At 68.6% G+C, this 18,125-nt stretch carries 17 protein-coding genes; 8 read left to right on the top strand and 9 right to left on the bottom strand.

Translation table 11 applies throughout. From position 1 onward, the window contains the following. Positions 1-5: 5 nt before the first annotated feature. The 5 genes from ACFVVM_RS07860 to ACFVVM_RS07840 all read right to left on the bottom strand — a co-directional run bounded on the left by ACFVVM_RS07860 (position 6) and on the right by ACFVVM_RS07840 (position 6,560). The gene (locus ACFVVM_RS07860; protein WP_387614414.1) at positions 6-1,673 is read right to left on the bottom strand and encodes a dipeptide ABC transporter ATP-binding protein; all 1,668 of its coding nucleotides are present in this window, start codon (positions 1,671-1,673) and stop codon (positions 6-8) included. Beyond that, positions 1,670-2,593 (bottom strand): ABC transporter permease, encoded by a 924-nt coding sequence (locus ACFVVM_RS07855; protein ID WP_387614411.1) that lies wholly within the window; start codon positions 2,591-2,593, stop codon positions 1,670-1,672. The genes ACFVVM_RS07860 and ACFVVM_RS07855 overlap by 4 nt, the downstream gene beginning before the upstream one ends. Beyond that, complete coding sequence (locus tag ACFVVM_RS07850; RefSeq protein ID WP_387614408.1) at positions 2,590-3,543, bottom strand: ABC transporter permease; 954 nt, start codon at positions 3,541-3,543, stop codon at positions 2,590-2,592. The genes ACFVVM_RS07855 and ACFVVM_RS07850 overlap by 4 nt, the downstream gene beginning before the upstream one ends. 74 nt (positions 3,544-3,617) lie before the next feature. Then, entirely contained in the window at positions 3,618-5,306 is a 1,689-nt protein-coding gene (locus tag ACFVVM_RS07845) for an ABC transporter substrate-binding protein (protein ID WP_387614405.1), read from the bottom strand. Positions 5,307-5,444: 138 nt separating this feature from the next. Continuing rightward, positions 5,445-6,560, bottom strand: coding sequence for a rhodanese-like domain-containing protein (locus tag ACFVVM_RS07840; protein WP_387614402.1), 1,116 nt, complete (start codon positions 6,558-6,560; stop codon positions 5,445-5,447). 385 nt (positions 6,561-6,945) lie between these two features. Between ACFVVM_RS07840 and ACFVVM_RS07835 the strand changes: the two genes are divergently transcribed. Together ACFVVM_RS07835 and ACFVVM_RS07830 are read left to right on the top strand one after the other, a co-directional pair. After that, on the top strand, positions 6,946-8,316 hold the full coding sequence (locus tag ACFVVM_RS07835) for an NtaA/DmoA family FMN-dependent monooxygenase (protein ID WP_387614399.1): 1,371 nt from the start codon (positions 6,946-6,948) through the stop codon (positions 8,314-8,316). Continuing rightward, positions 8,313-9,614 (top strand): acyl-CoA dehydrogenase, encoded by a 1,302-nt coding sequence (locus ACFVVM_RS07830; RefSeq protein ID WP_387614396.1) that lies wholly within the window; start codon positions 8,313-8,315, stop codon positions 9,612-9,614. Before ACFVVM_RS07835 ends, ACFVVM_RS07830 begins: the two co-directional genes overlap by 4 nt. Before the next feature lie 8 nt (positions 9,615-9,622). On the opposite strand, the gene ACFVVM_RS07825 is transcribed toward ACFVVM_RS07830, so the two are convergent. Next, the gene (locus ACFVVM_RS07825; protein WP_387614394.1) at positions 9,623-10,099 is read right to left on the bottom strand and encodes a GNAT family N-acetyltransferase; all 477 of its coding nucleotides are present in this window, start codon (positions 10,097-10,099) and stop codon (positions 9,623-9,625) included. Between the two features lie 58 nt (positions 10,100-10,157). After that, positions 10,158-11,471: a hypothetical protein gene (locus ACFVVM_RS07820; RefSeq protein WP_387614391.1), complete on the bottom strand. Its 1,314-nt coding sequence runs from the start codon at positions 11,469-11,471 to the stop codon at positions 10,158-10,160. Between the two features lie 173 nt (positions 11,472-11,644). Between ACFVVM_RS07820 and ACFVVM_RS07815 the strand changes: the two genes are divergently transcribed. The 6 genes from ACFVVM_RS07815 (at position 11,645) to ACFVVM_RS07790 (ending at position 16,857) form a co-directional block, all read left to right on the top strand. After that, positions 11,645-12,433, top strand: coding sequence for a class I SAM-dependent DNA methyltransferase (locus ACFVVM_RS07815; RefSeq protein ID WP_387614388.1), 789 nt, complete (start codon positions 11,645-11,647; stop codon positions 12,431-12,433). Positions 12,434-12,721: 288 nt separating this feature from the next. Continuing rightward, positions 12,722-13,963: an oxygenase MpaB family protein gene (locus ACFVVM_RS07810; protein ID WP_387614385.1), complete on the top strand. Its 1,242-nt coding sequence runs from the start codon at positions 12,722-12,724 to the stop codon at positions 13,961-13,963. 47 nt (positions 13,964-14,010) lie between these two features. Continuing rightward, complete coding sequence (locus ACFVVM_RS07805; RefSeq protein ID WP_387614382.1) at positions 14,011-14,304, top strand: hypothetical protein; 294 nt, start codon at positions 14,011-14,013, stop codon at positions 14,302-14,304. Positions 14,305-14,365: 61 nt separating this feature from the next. Beyond that, positions 14,366-14,797, top strand: coding sequence for a DUF6325 family protein (locus ACFVVM_RS07800; RefSeq protein WP_387614379.1), 432 nt, complete (start codon positions 14,366-14,368; stop codon positions 14,795-14,797). 15 nt (positions 14,798-14,812) lie between these two features. Continuing rightward, positions 14,813-15,139: an SHOCT domain-containing protein gene (locus ACFVVM_RS07795; RefSeq protein WP_387614376.1), complete on the top strand. Its 327-nt coding sequence runs from the start codon at positions 14,813-14,815 to the stop codon at positions 15,137-15,139. A 125-nt stretch (positions 15,140-15,264) separates the two neighbouring features. After that, positions 15,265-16,857: an FAD-binding protein gene (locus ACFVVM_RS07790; protein ID WP_387614374.1), complete on the top strand. Its 1,593-nt coding sequence runs from the start codon at positions 15,265-15,267 to the stop codon at positions 16,855-16,857. Between the two features lies 1 nt (position 16,858). Here ACFVVM_RS07790 and ACFVVM_RS07785 read toward each other — a convergent pair whose 3' ends face one another. After that, the gene (locus ACFVVM_RS07785) at positions 16,859-17,245 is read right to left on the bottom strand and encodes a VOC family protein (protein WP_387614371.1); all 387 of its coding nucleotides are present in this window, start codon (positions 17,243-17,245) and stop codon (positions 16,859-16,861) included. Between the two features lie 10 nt (positions 17,246-17,255). Continuing rightward, positions 17,256-18,056, bottom strand: coding sequence for a helix-turn-helix domain-containing protein (locus tag ACFVVM_RS07780; protein ID WP_387614368.1), 801 nt, complete (start codon positions 18,054-18,056; stop codon positions 17,256-17,258). Positions 18,057-18,125: the final 69 nt, after the last annotated feature.

The following is an 18,125-nucleotide window of genomic DNA, read 5'->3' as shown; positions in this document are numbered from 1 at the left end:
GCCGGTCAGCGGGACAGGGTGGCTCCCGGTACCGACTCCACGAGCCTGCGCGTGTACTCGTCGGTGGGCCGGTCGAGAATTTGTGCCGTCGTGCCGGATTCGATGACCCTGCCGTGGCGCATCACTGTGACGGTATCGGCGAGCAGCCGCACCACGCCGAGGTCGTGGGTGATGAACAGGTAGGTCAGCGAGTAGGCGGCCTGGAGGTCGACGAGCAGTTGCAGGATCTCGGCCTGCACCGACACGTCGAGCGCGGACACCGCCTCGTCGAGGATGACGATCTCGGGGTTGAGCGCGAGGGCGCGGGCGATCGCGACGCGCTGGGCCTGCCCGCCGGACAGCTCACCCGCCCGGCGGCCGACGTACTCGCGGGGCAGCCGCACCCCGTCGAGGAGTTCCTCGGCGATCGCGCGACGTTGCGCGCGCCCGATGTCCTTGCGGTGCACCCGCAGCGGCTCGGTGATCAGGTCGGCCACCGAAAGTCGCGGATTCAGCGAGGAATACGGGTTCTGGTAGACGAACTGCAGGTTCCGGCTCAATTCCTTGCGGTTCCACGTACCGGACCGGCCCAGCAGTGTCACCTCGCCCGAGTCGGGTGTGCGCAGGCCCGCGACGATGCGGGCGATCGTGGACTTGCCCGCACCGGACTCACCGACGAGTGAGTGTGTCGTGCCGGTCGCGACCCGGAACGAGACGTCATCGGCCGCGACGACGGGTTCGGCCTTGCTGTGGGCGGCGTGGAACGTCTTCGAGACCGCCGTCACCTCGATGGCGAATTCGGCGGTGCCGGTTCCGGTTTTCGGTGCGGCGTCCGCGCCGAGGGTGCCGACACGGATCGGGCGTGGGGTGAGAGTGGCGGTGTGCAGTCCGGGTGCGGCGTCGAGGAGCGTGCGCGTGTACGGATCGGCGGCGTGGTGCAGGAGCGTGGCGCTGTCGCCCTGCTCGACCACCTCGCCCGCGCGCATCACCACCACCCGGTCGGCGCGTTCGAGCGCCACCCCGAGATCGTGGGTGACGAGCAGGATGCCGATGCCGAGGTCGGCGCGGAGCCGGTCGAGATGGTCGAGGATCTGCTTCTGCACCGTCACGTCCAGCGCGCTGGTCGGTTCGTCGGCGATGAGCAGTTTCGGTTCGCCGGACAGCGCGATCGCGATGAGCACGCGTTGCTTCATCCCGCCGGAGAGCTCGTGCGGATACTTGGCGTAGATGCGTTCCGGGGTGGGCAGTCCGGCGAGCTCGAGGAAGTTCAGCGCCTGCGACTTGATCTGGTGTCGCCGCGCCGCGGACGTGAACGGCAGCCGACGACCGCGCCCCAGCCGATTGACGAGCGCGTCCTCGAGCTGCTTGCCGATCGGTTTGACGGGATTGAGCGAGACGCCGGGGTCCTGGGGCACGAAACCGACATAGCTGCCGCGCAGGCGCGCGAACCTGTTCTGCCGCCAGCCCGCGACATCGTTGCCGCCGAGCAGGATCCGGCCGCTGACCCGGCTGGTGCGCGGCAGCAGCCCGATCGAGGACCGGATGAGGGTGGACTTCCCCGAACCGGATTCACCGACGATCGCCACCAGCTCACCGGCCTCGATGGACAGGCTCACCCCGGACACCGCCTGCGTCGGTGCCCGGCCGCGACCGGTGTACCAGATGTCGATGGAGTCGAAGGACAGCAGACTCATCGCAGACCTCCTTCGCTGTGCAGTTCACGGCTGATGCGATTGCTGGCCAGCACGACCGCCAGGATCACCGCGCCCGGCAGCAGCGAGATCCACGGGGCGATGGCGAGCAGGTCGCGGCCCTCGGAGACGAGCAGGCCCCACTCCGGTTGCGGTGGCGGAGCACCGAACCCGAGGAAACCGAGCGCCGCGATCGACAGGATCGCGGCGCCGAACTGCAGCGGCACCAGTGCGACCACGGAGCTGAGCGAGTTCGGCAGGACGTGGCGCCACAGGATCGCCAGGCGATGGGTGCCGATGCTGGCCGCGGCTTCGACATAGTCGGTCTGGACGACGCGCAGCACCTCCGCGCGCATCACCCTGGCGAAGTTCGCGACCGCGGAGACGCCGACGGCGATGGCCACATTCGTCGTCCCGTACCCGAGCGCGGACACGACCACCATGGTCAGCAGCAGCCCCGGCACCGACAGCAGCACGTCGACGACCCGCATGATCACCAATTCGACCGGGCCGCCGACGAATCCGGCGACGAGCCCGAGCGCGGTCCCGACGAAGAACGCGATCGACACCGCGAGCAGGGTCGCGCTGAGGGTGATCACCGCGCCGTGCACGGTCCGCGAGTAGATGTCGCGCCCGAGCCGGTCGGTCCCGAACGGGTGCTCCGCGCTCGGACTCAGCAGGATGGCCGAGGAATCCGGCGCGTAGGGGTCGATCCAGGTGAACAGCCCGGGGACGAAGCACCACGCCACCGCGGTCGCGACGATCAGGACGGCGAGGACGAGCCCGGGGCGCGCGAGCACGGGAGCGAGCGGCCCGAAACGCCTGCGCGGCAATGCCGCCGGCGTCGGGGCGGGCCGCTTGTCGTAGTCGACCGGATCCGGGGCGAGGGGTGGGGCGAGTGCGAGATCGTTGTTGATCGTCATGTGGTGCGGACCCCTTCACGGCTGGCCGAGAGGCGTGGATCGATGAGCGGGTAGGCGACGTCGACGACGAAATTGACGATGACGAAGCTGAGGGCGACGAACATGACGACGCCCTGGACGACGGGAACGTCCTGGGCGCGCACCGCCTGCTCGGTGAGGCGCCCGATCCCGGCCCTGGAGAAGATCGTCTCGACGATGACGGCGCCGGCGAGCAGCTCACCGACGACGATGCCGCCCTGGGTGAGCGCGGGCAGGCTGGCATTGCGCAGCACGTCGCCGCTGATCACCGAGCCCTTGCGCAGCCCCTTGCTGAACGAGGTGAGCACATACGGCGAGCCGTACTCGGTGGAGAAGTTGCGCAGCAGCAGCTGCGCGATCGGACCCGCCACAGGAATCGCCAGCGCGAAGGCGGGCAGCACGAGACCGTGTAATCCGTCGCGACTGATCGACGGGAACCAGCCGAGCTGGAACGAGAAGACGCGAATGATGATGAGGCCGAGCAGGAAGCTGGGGAACGACACCAGCAGCGGGGGGAAACTCGCGATGAGATTGCGCAGCCACGGGGATTCGAGATAGGTGGCGGTCCACGCGATGGTGAGCGCGATGATCGCCGCCAGCACCAGGGCCGCGGAGGCCAGGACGAGGGTGTTCGGTAGTGCTTCCGCGATCGCGGTGACGACCGGCTTGCCGGTCTGCACCGAGCTGCCGAAGTCGAAATGCAGTGCGGCCCAGAGCCGGTCGAGGTACTGGACCACGACCGGCTGGTCGAAGCCGTACTGCCGCTCGATCTGCGCGTAGGCCTCCGGGGGAATGTCGGCGCGCTCCTCCGGGGAGAAGAGCAGTTCGATCGGGCTCGCGGGCAGCAGGTACAGCAGGATGAAGGAGGCGGTGAACGCGCCCCACACCACCACCAGACCGCGTCCCAGCTTCAGCAGGATGTAGCGGGTCATCGAAATCCTTGGGGGGTTCTTGCGGGTACCCCGGGTCCGTCCGGTCGGGACGGACCCGGGGTGGTGAGCCGAGGTCAGCTCTGGTCGATCCAGGTGCGCAGGAAGTGCAGGCGGCTGGTCGCATCGAGGTCGATGCCGTACACGTTCTTGGACGCGGCCACCTGGGAGGGCTCGAACACCGGGTTGAACAGCGCGAACTCACCGTGGATGAGTTCCTGTGCCGCCCTGGCGAGTTCGGCGCGCTTGTCCGGATCGAGGGTGGAGTCCAGTGCCTCGAGCGTGTCGATGATGCGCTGGCGCTCGGGGAAGTTCTCCGGGATCCGGGCGCCGTTGGTCCGCGACGGGTTGAAGTTGACGTTGAGCATCGCGGCGTCGTTGCGGCTGCGGTTGGTGTTGATCAGGTGGTACTCGGCCTGGATCTGCGCGGTCGGCACATTGGCCGCGTTGAACAGGAAGTCGAGTTCGATGCCGACCTCCTTGAGCGCGGCCTGGGTCGCCTCGTAGACGTAGCGGCTGTTGGGGACCAGGTGGTGCCCGGTGCCTTTGAGCTGCAACCGCTTTCCGTCCTTCACCCGGATGCCGTCGGGGCCGACCTTCCACCCGGCCGCGTCGAGCAGCCGCTTGGACTCCTCGGGGTCGTAGCGCAGCGCGTCGTCGGTCAGGTCGACCGAGCCCTGCACGTGACCGGCCAGCGCCGAGGTCGCCTCGCCCTCGGACGGTGCCAGGATCGTCTTCTTGAACCCGGCCCGGTCGGTGGCGTGCACGATCGCCCGGCGGACGTTGATGTCGTTGGTCGGCTCGAGGCCGGTGTTGATGTTCCAGCCGAGGTTCACCCCGGCGATCCGCCGGGAGGTGATGTCGAAGCCCTGTCGCTCGAGCACCGCCTCGTCGGTCGGCAGGATGTCGAACGCGGCCTGGACCTCACCGGCCTGCAGCGCCCCGGTGCGCACGCTCGCCTCGGGGATCGTGATGAACTCGATGGCGTCCAGATAGGCCGGACCCTCGTGCTTCAGGCCGGGCGGCGCCCAGTTGTAGTCCGCGCGCTTGGTGAGGACCGTCTTCTCGTTGGGGACGTACTCGCTGACGACGAACGGGCCGGTGCCGACGACGTTGGCCGGGTCGAGCCGCTGTTCGGCATTGGCGCGCAGGGTCTTCTCGCCGATGATGCCGGGCTGGTTGTTGCCGGAGTACGAGACGAACTGCAGGAAGCTCGCCGACGGGGTCGAGAAGTTGATCTTGACGACATCCTCGGCCAGCACCTCACTGCCGGTATAGGACCGCAGGTGGGTGGCCCCGTTGGGCTTGATGCCCAGCGCGGGGTCACCGTTCACGTACTGGTCGAAGTTCTGCTTCACGATGTCCGCGTCGAGCGGAGTGCCATCGCTGAAGGTGACGCCGTCACGCAGCGTGAAGGTGAACTCGGTGTAGGTGCTGTTGGTCTCCCAGGACTTCGCGAGCCAGGGGCCGATCTCACCGGTCTCCGGGTCCTGCCAGGTCAGCTTGTCGAAGACGCTGTTGCCGTAGTTGCTGGCGGCGAACGAGGTGTTCAGATGCGGATCGAGCGATTCGGTGGAGCCGAGCAGCGCGAACTTCAGCACGCCACCGTGCTGCGGTTCGCCGCCACCGTTGCCTGCGCCGGTGTTCGCGGAGTTGGCGCACCCGGCCAAGACGAGCGCTGCGGTGACCGCGAGGGCGCCGAACGCGCCGGTGAATCTCTTGCGCCGCAGCCACAACGAGTCTCGAGCAGGGGTTTTCGTTTTCATGGCCCTGAATGTAAGGCCGCACGAAGAAGCGGTCACTCTATCAGACCGCGATGAGTCGAACTACCGATAGTGGCCGAAAACAACGACTTCCAGGCCGAAGACCTCGGCGGGTCTTCGGCCTGGACGATGCCGGCGAACTCAGGCCGGCGACGCGAAATCGTGCAGCAGCAGGGCGATGTCGAAGCCACGGCGCTGCAGCCAGTGCGCGACCACCGAGGCACGGGCGGCGGTGCGATCGTCGATCAGGACCACACGGGCGCCACGCACGGCGATGGTCCGGTAGGAGACACCGAGCAGCTGCCCGCCTTCGGCATTGATCGATCCGGGCAGGTGCTCCTGGGCGAATTCTTCCGGCGTGCGTACGTCGAGGAGATAGGTGGTGCGGTCGGGATCGGCCGCCCACGCGTGTGCGGTCGCCAGATCGACGCGGTCGAACTGGTCGTCGGCCGAGATCGCCTCGACCCGCTCGGTGACGCGCTCACGGGCGGCATCGTCGACCGGGCCGTAGAGGGCGGTCGCGCCGGTCTCGAGCTCGAGGTTCTCCTGCTTCCACGCCTTCGTGCCGTCGTGCAGGTAGGACACCTTGTTCGGCACACCCGCGTCGATCAGGGTCTGCGCGCCGATGATCGCGCGGGGCAGCCCGGCGCACGACACGACGATGTGGGTGTCGGGGGAGGGGACCACATCGGCGAATCGCAGCAGCAACTCCGCGCCAGGAACGCCGACCGCGCCGGGTACGTGACCGGCGGTGAACTCGGGAACCGTGCGGGTGTCGATGACGACGACATCGGCGCCGGAGTCCTTGAGCGTCTTGAGTTCGGCCGCGGTGACCGAGGGCGTCGCGCGCTCGTCCCGGATACCGAGGGAGAACGCCTGGCCGGGGATGTCGAAGGTCGGCAGGTCCTCGACGCCGTCGCGGGTCCACTCCGGGATACCGCCGGTCAGGGCGTAGACCTCGGTGCGTCCGGCGGCGGCCAGCGCGTTCGCGAGCGGCTCGGCGACGCCGTCGCCCGCGTCGACCAGGACGGTCCGCACGGGCTTGCGCGGCACGAAACGGTCGATCTCGGCCTCGACGCGGTCGGCGGGCAGGTTCGTGGCGAACAGCGGCGACGCGTAGCCGACCACCTCGCTGGGGCGGATGTCGAGTACGGCGAGTTCGTCACCGTCGGCCAGCCAGCGGCGCAGGGTGTCGGAATCGACGGTCTTCGTGGTGCTCTCGGTGGCGGAGCTGTGCTCGATCGATGATGTGCTCACGGGTGGTCCACCTTCGGGGGAGGGGCGTGGGAGGAGCCGGGCGCGATTGCCACGGGGACCACACGGTAAACCCGGATTTCGCCATCCCGGCCGGCGTCCGATCAGGACCGGGAGCGGGAGGTGGCACTGAGCTGCGTCGACGCCACGCGGCGGCGTTCGGATCACGATGGTTCGAGTGTCGGCGGTCGAGGAGGCACCGCCGCGGGGTTTCTACCACGGCGAATCGTATTCATTGACGGACATCCGGCGAGTCAGTAGGAGATTAAGGGGTACGGAACTCGCCGCCGCCGCGGCGCCGCCGCACAGTGAAGCGTTTCAACGATTTCGAGCGTCACCCGTCGCACAGTTCGTGCGCGGAGCCTCGTTCACCGAACAGGAGCCGCCCATGAGCCCGGCAACCGAACCCGCCCCGCGAGGGCCACAGCGCAGGCTGACCCTCGCCGCGTCCATCGTCGGATCCGGCGCCTCGGCCAAGGCATGGAACTGGCCGGGCACCAAGTGGAATCGCTTCGCGGATTTCGAGCACTACCGTCGCTCGGCGGAGATCGCGCGGTCGGGGAACCTCGACGCGGTGTTCGTCTCCGATCATCCGGCGCTGCAGCGCGATGCCCGGCACGGACCGGGTCACCTGTTCGACCCGATCGTGCTGTTCGCGGCGATCGCGGCCGCCGTCCCGGACATCGGCTTCGTGCTGACGGCCTCGACCAGCTACAACTCGCCGTACAACCTGGCCCGGCGGCTGGCGAGCCTGGACACGATCTCCGGCGGCCGGGTGATCTTCAACGCGGTCGCCAACTTCAACCCCGACATCGCCGCGAACTTCACCGCCGACGGGCTGCTCGATCGCGAGGACCGCTACCGCAAGGCCGACGAGTTCCTCCAGGTGGTCAAGAAGCTGTGGCTGTCCTGGGACGCGCCGACCGGACCGGAGCCCGATGGACCGCTGTGGGACGAGACCACCGCGCGGGTGATCGATCACCACGGCGAATTCTTCGATGTGCGTGGACCTCTCAACGTGCCGGTGGGTCCACAGGGGCACCCGGTCATCTCGCAGGCCGGTGCCTCCGAGCACGGCATCGACTTCGCGGGCAAGCACGCCGAGATCGTGTACGCGGCCCTGCTGGAGAAACAGTCCGCGCTCGACTTCGCCGCGAAACTCGACGCCGCGGCGCAACGGCACGGTCGTCCGGCCGACAGCATCCGGCTGTTCCCCGGCGTGAACGTGTATCTCGGTGACACCAGGGCCGAGGCACTACGCCGCCACGAGGTGTTCAGCGGCGCCGACAACGAAGACGACCTGATCGGGAACTTCCTGCACCAGCAGCGCGCACTGAACCCGGCCTTCCCGAAGCAACTCGACGCCGATACGGCCCTGAAGCCGGAATGGTTCGAGCCACAGGAGGACCAGACCCGGCCGATCGGATTCAGCAGGGCGCTGCAGGATCTGGTCCGGAACGAGGAACCGACCACCCGCCAGATCATCCGCCGGGTCGGTGGCGCCGGTGGCCATCGGCTCGTGATCGGCACCCCGAAGGAGGTCGCCGACGCGCTCATCGACTGGTGGGCCGACGGCGCCGTCGCCGGATACAACGCGCACTTCCCGCTGCTGCACGACGATCTGGCGCGTTTCGTCGAGCAGGTGGTGCCGATCCTGCAGACCGAGGGCGTGTTCCCGACCGGCTACGACGCACCGACCATCCGTGGCCGATTCGGTCTCCCCGAACCGAGCACGAACACCACCGAGGAGGCCGCATGACCACCGCACCACTGACCGAAGCCGGACCCACCGACGCGGAACTGCTCGCGAAATACCGTCCGGTGTTCGCGCGCATCGCCGAGGGCGCCCTCGAACGGGAGACCAGCGGGCGCCTGGCCCTCGAGGAAGCCGGGTGGTTGCGCGAGGCCGGATTCCCGGCGATCCGGGTGCCCCGCGAATTCGGCGGTGACGGTGCCAGCCTGCGTCAGGTGTACCTGCTCGTCGTCGAACTCGCCGCGGCGGAATCCAATCTGCCCCATGCCCTGCGGGTACACCTGCGGTTCGTCGAGGACCGCTGGCGCGAACGGCACACCCCACGTGGGCAGGAATGGCTGCGCCGCATCGGTGACGGGCTCGTGTTCGGCACCGCAGTCAGCGAACGCGAGGGCGCCTTCGGCAAGCCCGCCACCACACTGCGCACCGTGGACGGTCGGCTGCTGCTGAACGGGAAGAAGTACTACAGCACCGGCGCGCTCTACGGCGACCACCTGACCGTCGCGGCGCTCGACGACAACGGCGAACGGGTCACCGCCGTGGTGCGGGCCGACGCACCCGGTGTCGAACGGATCGACGACTGGGCGGGTTTCGGGCAGCGCGCCAGCGCGAGCGGGACCACGATCTTCACCGATGTGGAAGTGGAAGGCCCCGAAGCGATCTTCCCGCCACCGGGCGGAACCGCCGGGCACCTGGCCCACTTCCAGCTGACCCACCTGGCGACCATCGCGGGCATCGTGCGCAGGGCCACCGACGACATCGCGGAGTTCGTGCGGCGCAGGCACCGCACCTACCCGGCGGCCAAAGCCCCTGTGGCAGCGGATGATCCGCTGATCCAGCAGGTAGTCGGGCGCACCGACGCCGCCGCGTACGCGTTGCGGGCGATCGTGATCGACGCCGCGGAATCGCTGAACGCGGCCGCCGAACTCGGCTACGCGTTCCGCGTGACGCCCGAGGCGGAGCGCACACCGGAGGCCGAAGCCGAACTCGCGGCCGCGGAGCTGAAGGCGGAATTGGACGCCTTCCGCGCCCAGTCCGTCGTCCTCGACCTCGGTTTGAAGGCGACCACCGAGATCTTCGAGGTGGGCGGCGCGTCCGCGCTCGATCGCAAGTACCAGTTCGACCGGCACTGGCGCAATGTCCGCACCTTGGCCTCCCACAACCCGCTGATCTACCGCGAACAGCAGCTCGGTGACTACGTGCTCAACGACACCCCGCCGAGGTTCCTGTCACCGGAAGGCGCCTCGGTGCTCACGGGTGCGTCCGAATCATCCACTGCGGCAACGGAGGTCGTGGCGAGCTGAGAGAGTGCTCAGGACAGTGCGAGCTCGTAGACGGCCCGGGTCCGACCGGGCCCCTTGTAATCGGTGACCGCCGAGATGTCCCCGAAGGACCGATCGCCGACGACATTGCGGAACCCGAGCGCCGTCCAGGCCGCATGCGCGGTCTGATTACCCGGCTCCGACGTCAGATACAGCCGCCGACACCCCCACTCGCGCCCGCGCCCGGCCACGGTGTCGAGCAGGGCCCGGGTGATGCCCTGACGCCGGTGCCCGGGATCGGTGACGACATCCTGCACGTAGATGTCACCGGGCTCGTCCTGACTACGAAACGCCACCACCGAACCCACCACCCGAGCGCCGACAATAGCGAGCGGACAGGTCGAGGAGAACAACGTCGCATAGGCCCAGTAGTCCGACCAGGTCCGCGGCGTCAGATAGGGCGCCCCGGTACTCACCAGGTCGATGACCTCACCGATCCTGCCGATCGACAACGGTTCGATGTCCATACCAGCACGGTAGCCCCGCCGGCGCCCGCGCAGGGACTGAGGCGTCCATGCGATGCCATCACCGAATCCCACCGACCCGGGCACGAGCGGCCAGCCGATTGTCGTCGTCCTCGCTGGGATCCTCGGCAAGGTGATCGAGCCGCTGACGGACACCAGGGACCCCGATGTCCACACAGGCGATGGCCACCGCCCTCGTCCCGGATTCGCAGTCGTCGAGACACTCGACCGCCCGACCGGCTCCGAACTCCGTGGACAGGCGGCTCAATGCCTCGGCACACTGTCGGCGCAGGTATGAATAGACGGTCGTGTCGAAGATCTCCTCGATGATCGGTACCGCGGCGACATGCTCGAGTGGCGCGAGTGCGGAGACCAGGGTGCACTGATCCACGATGTGGTCGTTGCCCCGGGCGAGCGCTTCGGTGAGGAGTTCGAGCAGCGCGGGGGCATCCGCCGGTGTGGCTGTCGACGACAGTATCGACAGCGCCCAATAGCCCAGGTCGCTGTCGAGATCGACGTTGGCCCTGGCCCATTCCGACGCGGACGGCGAATTCAGTTGTCGCAGGCATCGGCGTAGGGCGATCTGCTCCCGTCGCGTCCAACCGATATCCGCGCCGTACGAATAGTCCGTCGCGACGGTGAGAAGTGTTGTCTCCCACTGCTCGGCGGAGAGGTCGAGCGTACTCGGCGCGGCGACGACCTTTGCGGCCACCGCGGCTCGCAGCACGAGTTCCCGATCCGAGGGGCCCCGATCGCGGGCCAGCCGAGCATGCTGCGCACGGACGAGCTCTGCCGCACGGACAGTTCGGTCGATGCGCGCACTCTCGCGCCGCCACTGCGGCCAGGGCGGCAACGCCAGCTCAGCGGGCGAGCAGAAGCCGACGCAGTCCAGCAGCTGGTCGTTGTCGTACACCTGGAGGATGTCATCGAGCAGACCCTGTGCCTCGGGATGGTCCACGAACGGAATCAGCCGGTCCAGAGCGATATTCAGGTCACGGCCCGAGCGCAGGTAGTGCCGAAGCTCCGCAATGCTTCCCGCTGTACCGCGCGCGGCGAGGTGCCCCAGCACGCCAAGGGTGAGCCAGGCGTCCGAGTCACCGGTGGGATCCAGCGGGCCCGCGTAGGCCGGGCGGAACCGAATCGGATCGATCCCGAGGTCGACGACGAGATTCGCATACAGCCAGCCGCGTGACTCGACCTGGTGGTCCCATCGGGGATCGCCGACGATGCAGTCGACCACGAGCTCACGGGCGATCGTCGGCTGGGCCAACGCCGCGGGCCGGCAAGCGCCGCGTCCGCGCTGGATCATCCCGAGAAGGGTGTCCGGGCCCGCCAAGGGCGTGTCGGTGGACTCCGCATGGTCGTCAATGGTCACAGGCGGCCTGCGGGACGGCCGGTAAAGGATTTCGATCTGTTTGCACGGCAGGACCGTAGCCCTGTCTTCGGTGGTGGCCAATCGAATTATCGGACAGGCACTTCGGACCTGGCTCGGTGGGCCTGGAAATTGGAGTGCGTGGCGGATGGTGCCGGGCGTAGCGTCCCGGGGCTATGAGCGATGCGGTGGACGCGGGTGGGTCGGTCGGCGAGTGGGCGGACGACCCGGCGGACGGGTGGTTTCCGGAGAGTGTGGCCGCGCGGTACGACGGGCCGGGGGGTGCGAATGCGCCGGAGGCGGTGACTCCCGCGGTGGATGTTCTGGCGGGCCTCGCCGATGGGCCGGTGCTGGAGTTCGCGGTGGGGACCGGGCGGATCGCGGCACCGTTGGCGGCGCGGGGCGTGCGGGTCAGCGGTATCGAGTTGAGCCGGGCCATGGCGGGGCGGGCCGCGGGGAAGCCGGGCGGTGCGGCGGTCGAGGTCACGATCGGCGACATGACCTCGACGCGGGTGGCCGGGAAGTTCTCGCTGGTCTTCCTGGTGTTCAACACGATCAGCAATGTGGTGACGCAGGACGGGCAGGTGGCGGTCTTCCGGAATGCCGCGGCGCATCTGCGGCCGGGGGGATTGTTCCTGGTCGAGGTGGGCCTGCCGGATCTGCGTCGGCTGCCGCCGGGTCAGGACACCGTTCCGTTCACGGTGGCGCACGGCGACGACGGCGGCGGATATGTGGGGTTCGACCAGTACGACGTCGTCACCCAGGAATTCACGTCGAACCACGTCACCGTGGCACCGGACGGGACGGGCCGTTTCCGCCGCGTCCCGTTCCGCTATGCCTGGCCCGCCGAGCTGGACCTCATGGCGCGCATCGCGGGGATGCGCCTGAAACACCGCTGGGCGGATTGGGACGGTTCGGCGTTGACGGCGGAGAGCACCAAGCACATCTCGATCTGGGAGAAGTGACTGACCATTTCGGTATGAATCGACCAGGTTGGCCGTGGATTCTGTCAACTCCACATGACGAAGGTGGGTGACGAAGGCTCCGTAAATTCGGGGGATTCTGGCTCTGACAGGCGAAAATGTTTGCCCACGTGTTCGTGATGGCTTACAAGGCCGTGCGTGTTCGGAAAAGCGCTCATGCGCGACCACGTCCCTGTTAAGTTACTACTCATTCCAGCAGATTCGACCGACGCGCGGCAATAGTCCTCGGCGCGATCGGTGATCTGTTCGTGCTCGATGAGGAGTGACACCATGGATGGACTCACCAGGCGTGACGCGTTGAAAGCGGGCGGGGTTCTAGGCGTTGTCGGCGCCGTGGGATCGACCGCCGTGGCCCGGGCGCAACCATGGACGTGGTCGCCACACGGGTCGGTGGCCGGCACCGGTTCCGGTGCCGACCCGATGACGGTGTGGGACCCCGAAGCGGACGAATTGGTCGCTGGACTGATCGACCGGGGAGAGGTCCCCCGGGTCAACGAATTGTTGCGGACCTGGACAACGAACGGCCAACCCCTGCCCGGCGGATTGCCCCCGCAACTACGGGATTTCATGGAATACGCCCGCCGCTTGCCGCAGTGGACCGACCCGCGTCAGCTGGATCTGGCGATCGAGTTCAACAAGAAGCGCGGACTGTATCTCGGCGTGCTCTACGGATTCGCCAGCGGCATGATGAGCACCGTCATCCCGAAGGAAGCGCGAGCGGTCTACTACTCCAAAGGCGGTCACGACCTCAAGGACCGCATCTCCAAGACCGCCAAACTCGGCTACGACATCGGCAGCGCGAATGCCTACGCCCCCGGCGGGGAAATGGTCGTCACCTGTGTGAAGACCCGATTGGTGCACGCCGCGGTACGCCATTTGCTGCCGCAGTCCCCGCACTGGGTGCATTCGGCCGAAGAAGACATTCCGATCAGCCAGAACGACATCATGGTCACCTGGCACAGCCTGCCAACGACCGTCATGAAACACCTGCGGTCCTGGAACGTGCCGATCCCCGAGCGCGAATCGACGGCATTCCTGCACTCGTGGCAGGTGGCCGCGCACCTGCTCGGCGTGCGCGACGAATACATCCCCCGGTCGTGGCCCGACGCCGATGCCCAAGCGGCGCAGGTCCTCGACCCGATCATCGCGGCGACCCCGGAGGGCGCGAAACTGGCCGATCGACTGCTCGGCCTGGGCGCCAATATCGACTTCGCGCTGTTGAGCAAGCCGATTCTCGGCGCGTTCACCCGATTCCTGCTCGGCGACGCCATCGCCGACGGGCTGGCCATTCCCCGGGAACCGGTCTGGGATCCACTGCTCCGATTCAGTTGGGGCCCGTTCATCGCGGTGCGCGAGGGCCTGCTCACCGCGGTGCCGCCCCTCGGTGACCCCTACTGGTTGCTCGACGAATTCCTCCGCAAGGCCGCCCTGATCTATCTGGCCGAACTGCGCATGCCGATCAGCATCGAAATTCCGACGATGAACCGCGACATGAGCGTGCCGCCCCGGTGATCTCCGGGCGCGAATTCACCGACCATTCTCCAGTGAGGAAAGCGACCATGCGTACCACCCGGAATCTTCTCGCCGCCGCGGTGGCGGCGGTATGCCTCGTCGGCACCGCGGCGACCGCCACGGCCGACACCGGCTCCTCGGCGGTCGACGCCGGATCGGCGGCAGCCCACTCGGCCGGGGTGTTCCTCGGGCACGGCGACCTCATCGGCCTCGTCGTGCTGCTCGGCGTCGCCCCGTTCCAGATCCTGACCAGCGGCATCTGTGACCTGGCGACGATGTCGTCGCTGCCGAATCCGTGCGCGCCGGGCAGCCATCGATACGAGGCCGCGACGGTGCCGTGAGCCGCGGATCTCACCCGATTCGGGTGACGCGGGCCCGGCGCCCGGCGCGAACAATCGCGGCATGCGGACATCATCGGTACTTGGCCCTGTCGAGCTGATCGTGCTGACCTTCCCCGGCACGCGCGTCGACGCCGCGGTCACGCGGGCACTGGCGGAGATCGTCGAGCGCGGCACGGTGACCGTGCTGGACCTGATCGTGCTGGCCATGGACGAATCCGGCACGATCACCGAATTCGAAGTCGACGACGACATCGCCGAACTCGGCATCTCCGGGCTGACCGCCGCGGACCTCGATCTGGTCGCCGACGCCGATCTCGACGTGGTGCGGGCATCCATGGAACCGAACTCCACCGCGGTGGTCCTGGCCTTCGAGGAGACCTGGGCCAAGCAACTGGCCGACGCCGTCCGCGCCGCGGACGGCGAGGTGGCACTGCACGTCCAGGTGCCCCGCGACGCCGTCGACGCCGCGGTGGCCGCCGCGTCGACCACCTAGGCAAAGGAGCAGAGCATGCCACTACGCAGAGGCCGCGTCGGGCGCCCCGGCTTGCTGGGGACCGTCGCGCGGACCGCGGTCGTCGCGGGAACCGCGACCGCGACATCGAACGCCGTCAACAATCGGGCCCGCCGCCGCGGCGCCGAGCAGCAGGCCTATGCCGAGCAACAGCAGGCTTACGCGCAGCAGCCTGCCGCGCCCGCCTATGCCGCCCCGGCGCCACCGGCCGCGCCCGAACCGGAGGACATGGTGTCGAAACTGGCGACGCTGAGCCAGCTGCACAGCTCGGGCGCCTTGTCGGACGCCGAGTTCGCCGCCGCCAAAGCCCAATTGCTCGGTTGACCGGCTAGCTCGGCCGAACCTCCCCTGGGTCCACCAGCACGCCGATCGCGACTATTTCTAGAACACGTTATAGTCGGGCGATCGGCGACGATGCCGGTGGTACATCCGCCCGGAAGGTGGTCAGAGTGCGGGCCTGGGACAGTTCAGCCGATGTCGTGGTGGTCGGATACGGCGGGGCGGGTGTGGCCGCGGCACTGGCGGCGCGCGAAGCCGGTGCCGACGTCCTCGCGATCGACCGCTATCTCGGCGGCGGCGCGACGGCACTGTCCGGCGGCATCGTGTACGCGGGCGGTGGCACCTCGGTGCAGCGCGCGGCGGGCATCGACGACGACGTCGAGAACATGCTCGCCTACCTGCGCGCGGAGGTCGGCGACGCGGTGAGCGAGCAGACGCTGCGCCGATTCTGCGAGGAATCCCCGGCGCTGATCGACTGGCTCACCGGGCACGGAGTGCCGTTCGAGCCGTCGGTGTGCCCGTACAAGACGTCCTACCCGACCGACGACTACTACCTCTACTACTCGGGCAGCGAGAACTCCGGCGGGTACCGGGATCTCGCGCGACCGCGACAGCGCGGTCACCGCGCGCACGGCCCCGGTGTGTCCGGCAAGGCACTGTTCGGGCCGTTGGCGGCGTCGGCGGCCGAACGCGGTGTCCGCGTCCGACCCGGGACCAGGGCAACGCGTCTCGTGGTCGAGGACGGGCGGGTGACGGGCATCGAAGCCGTCTCGATCGCGCACGCGCCCGCCGGGGTGCGCCGGCGTTTCGCCGCGCTCGCCCGCATCTCCGCGAAACCCGGTGTGTACCACCCGGGCCTGCGGCGGGCGATGCAGCTGCTGCTCGACCGCATCGAGCGCAAACACGGTGTGCCGGTGCGCATCCAGGCGAAGTCCGCGGTGGTGCTCACCACGGGCGGGTTCATCGCCAACCAGCAGATGGTCGCCCGGCACGCGCCCGCGTACCCGTGGTCGCAGGGGCTGCCGCTGGGCACCGCGGGCGACGACGGCAGCGGCATCACCATGGCGCAGGACATCGGCGCGGCCAGCGGCAAGATGGACGCGATGTCGACGTGGCGGTTCATCGCACCGCCCAGCGCCCTGTTCGGGTCGATCGCCGTGGATGTGCGCGGCGAGCGCCTGATCGACGAATCCCGCTACGGCGCGGCACTGGGCGCGGCGATCGCGGCCGCTCCCGGCCACCGGGCCTGGCTACTCGTCGATGCGGCACTGGAGGCCGATGCCCGCAAACAGATCGGCACGCAGTCGGTGTGGTTCCAGCGCATGCAGACCGAGCGACTGCTGCGGTTCGGCCGGGTCGACGGGCGCACCGTCGAAGAGGCCGCCACCCGCGCGGGCATCGACCCGGCCGCGCTGCGCGCCACCGTCGCCGCGCACAACCAGGCCATCGAGCACGACACCCCCGACCCGCTCGGCAAGCCCGACGACATCCGCCGCCCGATTCGCACGGGACCCTTTGCCCTGCTGGACATCTCGTTCGCGGCCAGGCTCACCTACCCGATGCCCATGCTCACCCTCGGCGGTCTGCTGGTGGACGAGGACACCGGCGCCGTCCGCGCCGAAGCCGGTGGCGTGATTCCCGGCCTCTTCGCGGCGGGCCGTGCGGCGGTCGGTGTCTGCTCGAACTCCTATGTCAGCGGCCTGTCGCTGGCCGACTGCGTGTTCTCCGGGCGCCGCGCGGGCACCTACGGGGCCAAGCCGTGACCTATCGAGGCTTGCCGCTGATCACCCAGAGGTGCCCGAACGGGTCACGCACCCGGCCCTGACGTTTGCCGTACGGACGATCCTCGACCGGGATCACGAGTGCGGCGCCGTGCTCGACCAGCCGATCCGCCGTCGCGTCGGGGTCGGCGACGGTGAGTACGAGCAGAACCGGTGAGCCGCCCACGGATTCGGGATCGTGCCAGCCCCACTCCGCGACACTCTGCGCCAGCGCGAAACCGACCGCTCCGAGGGTGAGTTCGGCGTGATTCACCACGCCGTCGTCATCGGCGATCCGGCGGCGCACCTCGGCGCCGAGGGCACGGGTGTAGAAGGCGATCGCGGCATCGGCGTCGGCGACAAGCAGTTTGGGTTCCAGTGCGGTGGTCATGCCTCGATCATCACGGGGCAGGGAGCCGCCTGCCTTGTAGATTTCGGCCCTCTTCGGCCAGCCACGCGGTCGGTGTCGTGTGCATGAGGTCGTGGAAGTCGTGCACGAGATGACTGTGATCGTGGTAGCCGGATTCGGCCGCCACCTGCGTCCAGGAGTCCGCGCCCGCCCGGGCGCGACGCACCGCCGAGGCCAGCCGCGCGACCCGGGAGGCGAACTTGGGCGTGATGCCGAGGGACTGTCGCATCAGGAACCGCAGCCGTCGCGGGCTCAGGTGCGCGGCGCGGGCCAGTTCCGCCACCGGCACGGTCCCGGCGCCGGCGCCGATCAGGTGCAGTGCGCGCAGGGCATCCTCGGATTCGGTGCGGTAGTCGGCTCGGGACAGCTGCTCGAGCAGTCGGACTCGCAGGAGACGCTCGCGGTCGCCGCCCGGATGATCCACCAGTTCCTCGGCAAGGGTGTCGATCCACGGCAGGGTGGCATCGGCGCTGACTCCGCCCGCGTCGAACTCGCTCAGTGGCACGCCGGTGAGCCGCCGCAACGTCGATGGCGCCAACTCGACGTAGGCGATCGGCTGGTGTGCCCGCAGCGTCATCGACGGCGTCGCCACCCCGGGGCGCATCAGCCCGGTCGTCACCGCCGGTGAACACCGCGTCTGCCCGTCGTAGTGCACCGTGATCGGGGCGCCGAGGCCGACGACCAGCCGGGTCGACAGGGACGGAACAGCGCGATGCACGCGCGGTCGACCATCGTGTGCGCTGACATTCACCACACCGATCCCCGCGGCACGACATGCCCGATCCAGGTCCACCCTCGCATTGTCCCGCACGACCACGAGGTGGGTCGACGACGGGAATCAGGGATTGCCCTGATGTATCCG

This window comes from Nocardia sp. NPDC058176 (assembly GCF_042883805.1).
GTDB lineage: Bacteria > Actinomycetota > Actinomycetes > Mycobacteriales > Mycobacteriaceae > Nocardia.
Note: the sequence above shows the minus strand (reverse complement) of the source record. Positions and strands in the feature narration are given on the sequence as shown.

Bases quoted from the DNA above. Each gene is read 5' to 3' on its own strand.
- ACFVVM_RS07850 (WP_387614408.1), bottom strand. From the start codon at position 3,543: ATGACCCGCTACATCCTGCTGAAGCTGGGACGCGGTCTGGTGGTGGTG.
- ACFVVM_RS07825 (WP_387614394.1), bottom strand. From the start codon at position 10,099: ATGGACATCGAACCGTTGTCGATCGGCAGGATCGGTGAGGTCATCGAC.
- ACFVVM_RS07855 (WP_387614411.1), bottom strand. From the start codon at position 2,593: ATGACGATCAACAACGATCTCGCACTCGCCCCACCCCTCGCCCCGGAT.
- ACFVVM_RS07795 (WP_387614376.1), top strand. From the start codon at position 14,813: ATGCCACTACGCAGAGGCCGCGTCGGGCGCCCCGGCTTGCTGGGGACC.
- ACFVVM_RS07860 (WP_387614414.1), bottom strand. From the start codon at position 1,673: ATGAGTCTGCTGTCCTTCGACTCCATCGACATCTGGTACACCGGTCGC.
- ACFVVM_RS07800 (WP_387614379.1), top strand. From the start codon at position 14,366: ATGCGGACATCATCGGTACTTGGCCCTGTCGAGCTGATCGTGCTGACC.
- ACFVVM_RS07830 (WP_387614396.1), top strand. From the start codon at position 8,313: ATGACCACCGCACCACTGACCGAAGCCGGACCCACCGACGCGGAACTG.
- ACFVVM_RS07805 (WP_387614382.1), top strand. From the start codon at position 14,011: ATGCGTACCACCCGGAATCTTCTCGCCGCCGCGGTGGCGGCGGTATGC.
- ACFVVM_RS07815 (WP_387614388.1), top strand. From the start codon at position 11,645: ATGAGCGATGCGGTGGACGCGGGTGGGTCGGTCGGCGAGTGGGCGGAC.
- ACFVVM_RS07835 (WP_387614399.1), top strand. From the start codon at position 6,946: ATGAGCCCGGCAACCGAACCCGCCCCGCGAGGGCCACAGCGCAGGCTG.
- ACFVVM_RS07845 (WP_387614405.1), bottom strand. From the start codon at position 5,306: ATGAAAACGAAAACCCCTGCTCGAGACTCGTTGTGGCTGCGGCGCAAG.
- ACFVVM_RS07810 (WP_387614385.1), top strand. From the start codon at position 12,722: ATGGATGGACTCACCAGGCGTGACGCGTTGAAAGCGGGCGGGGTTCTA.
- ACFVVM_RS07785 (WP_387614371.1), bottom strand. From the start codon at position 17,245: ATGACCACCGCACTGGAACCCAAACTGCTTGTCGCCGACGCCGATGCC.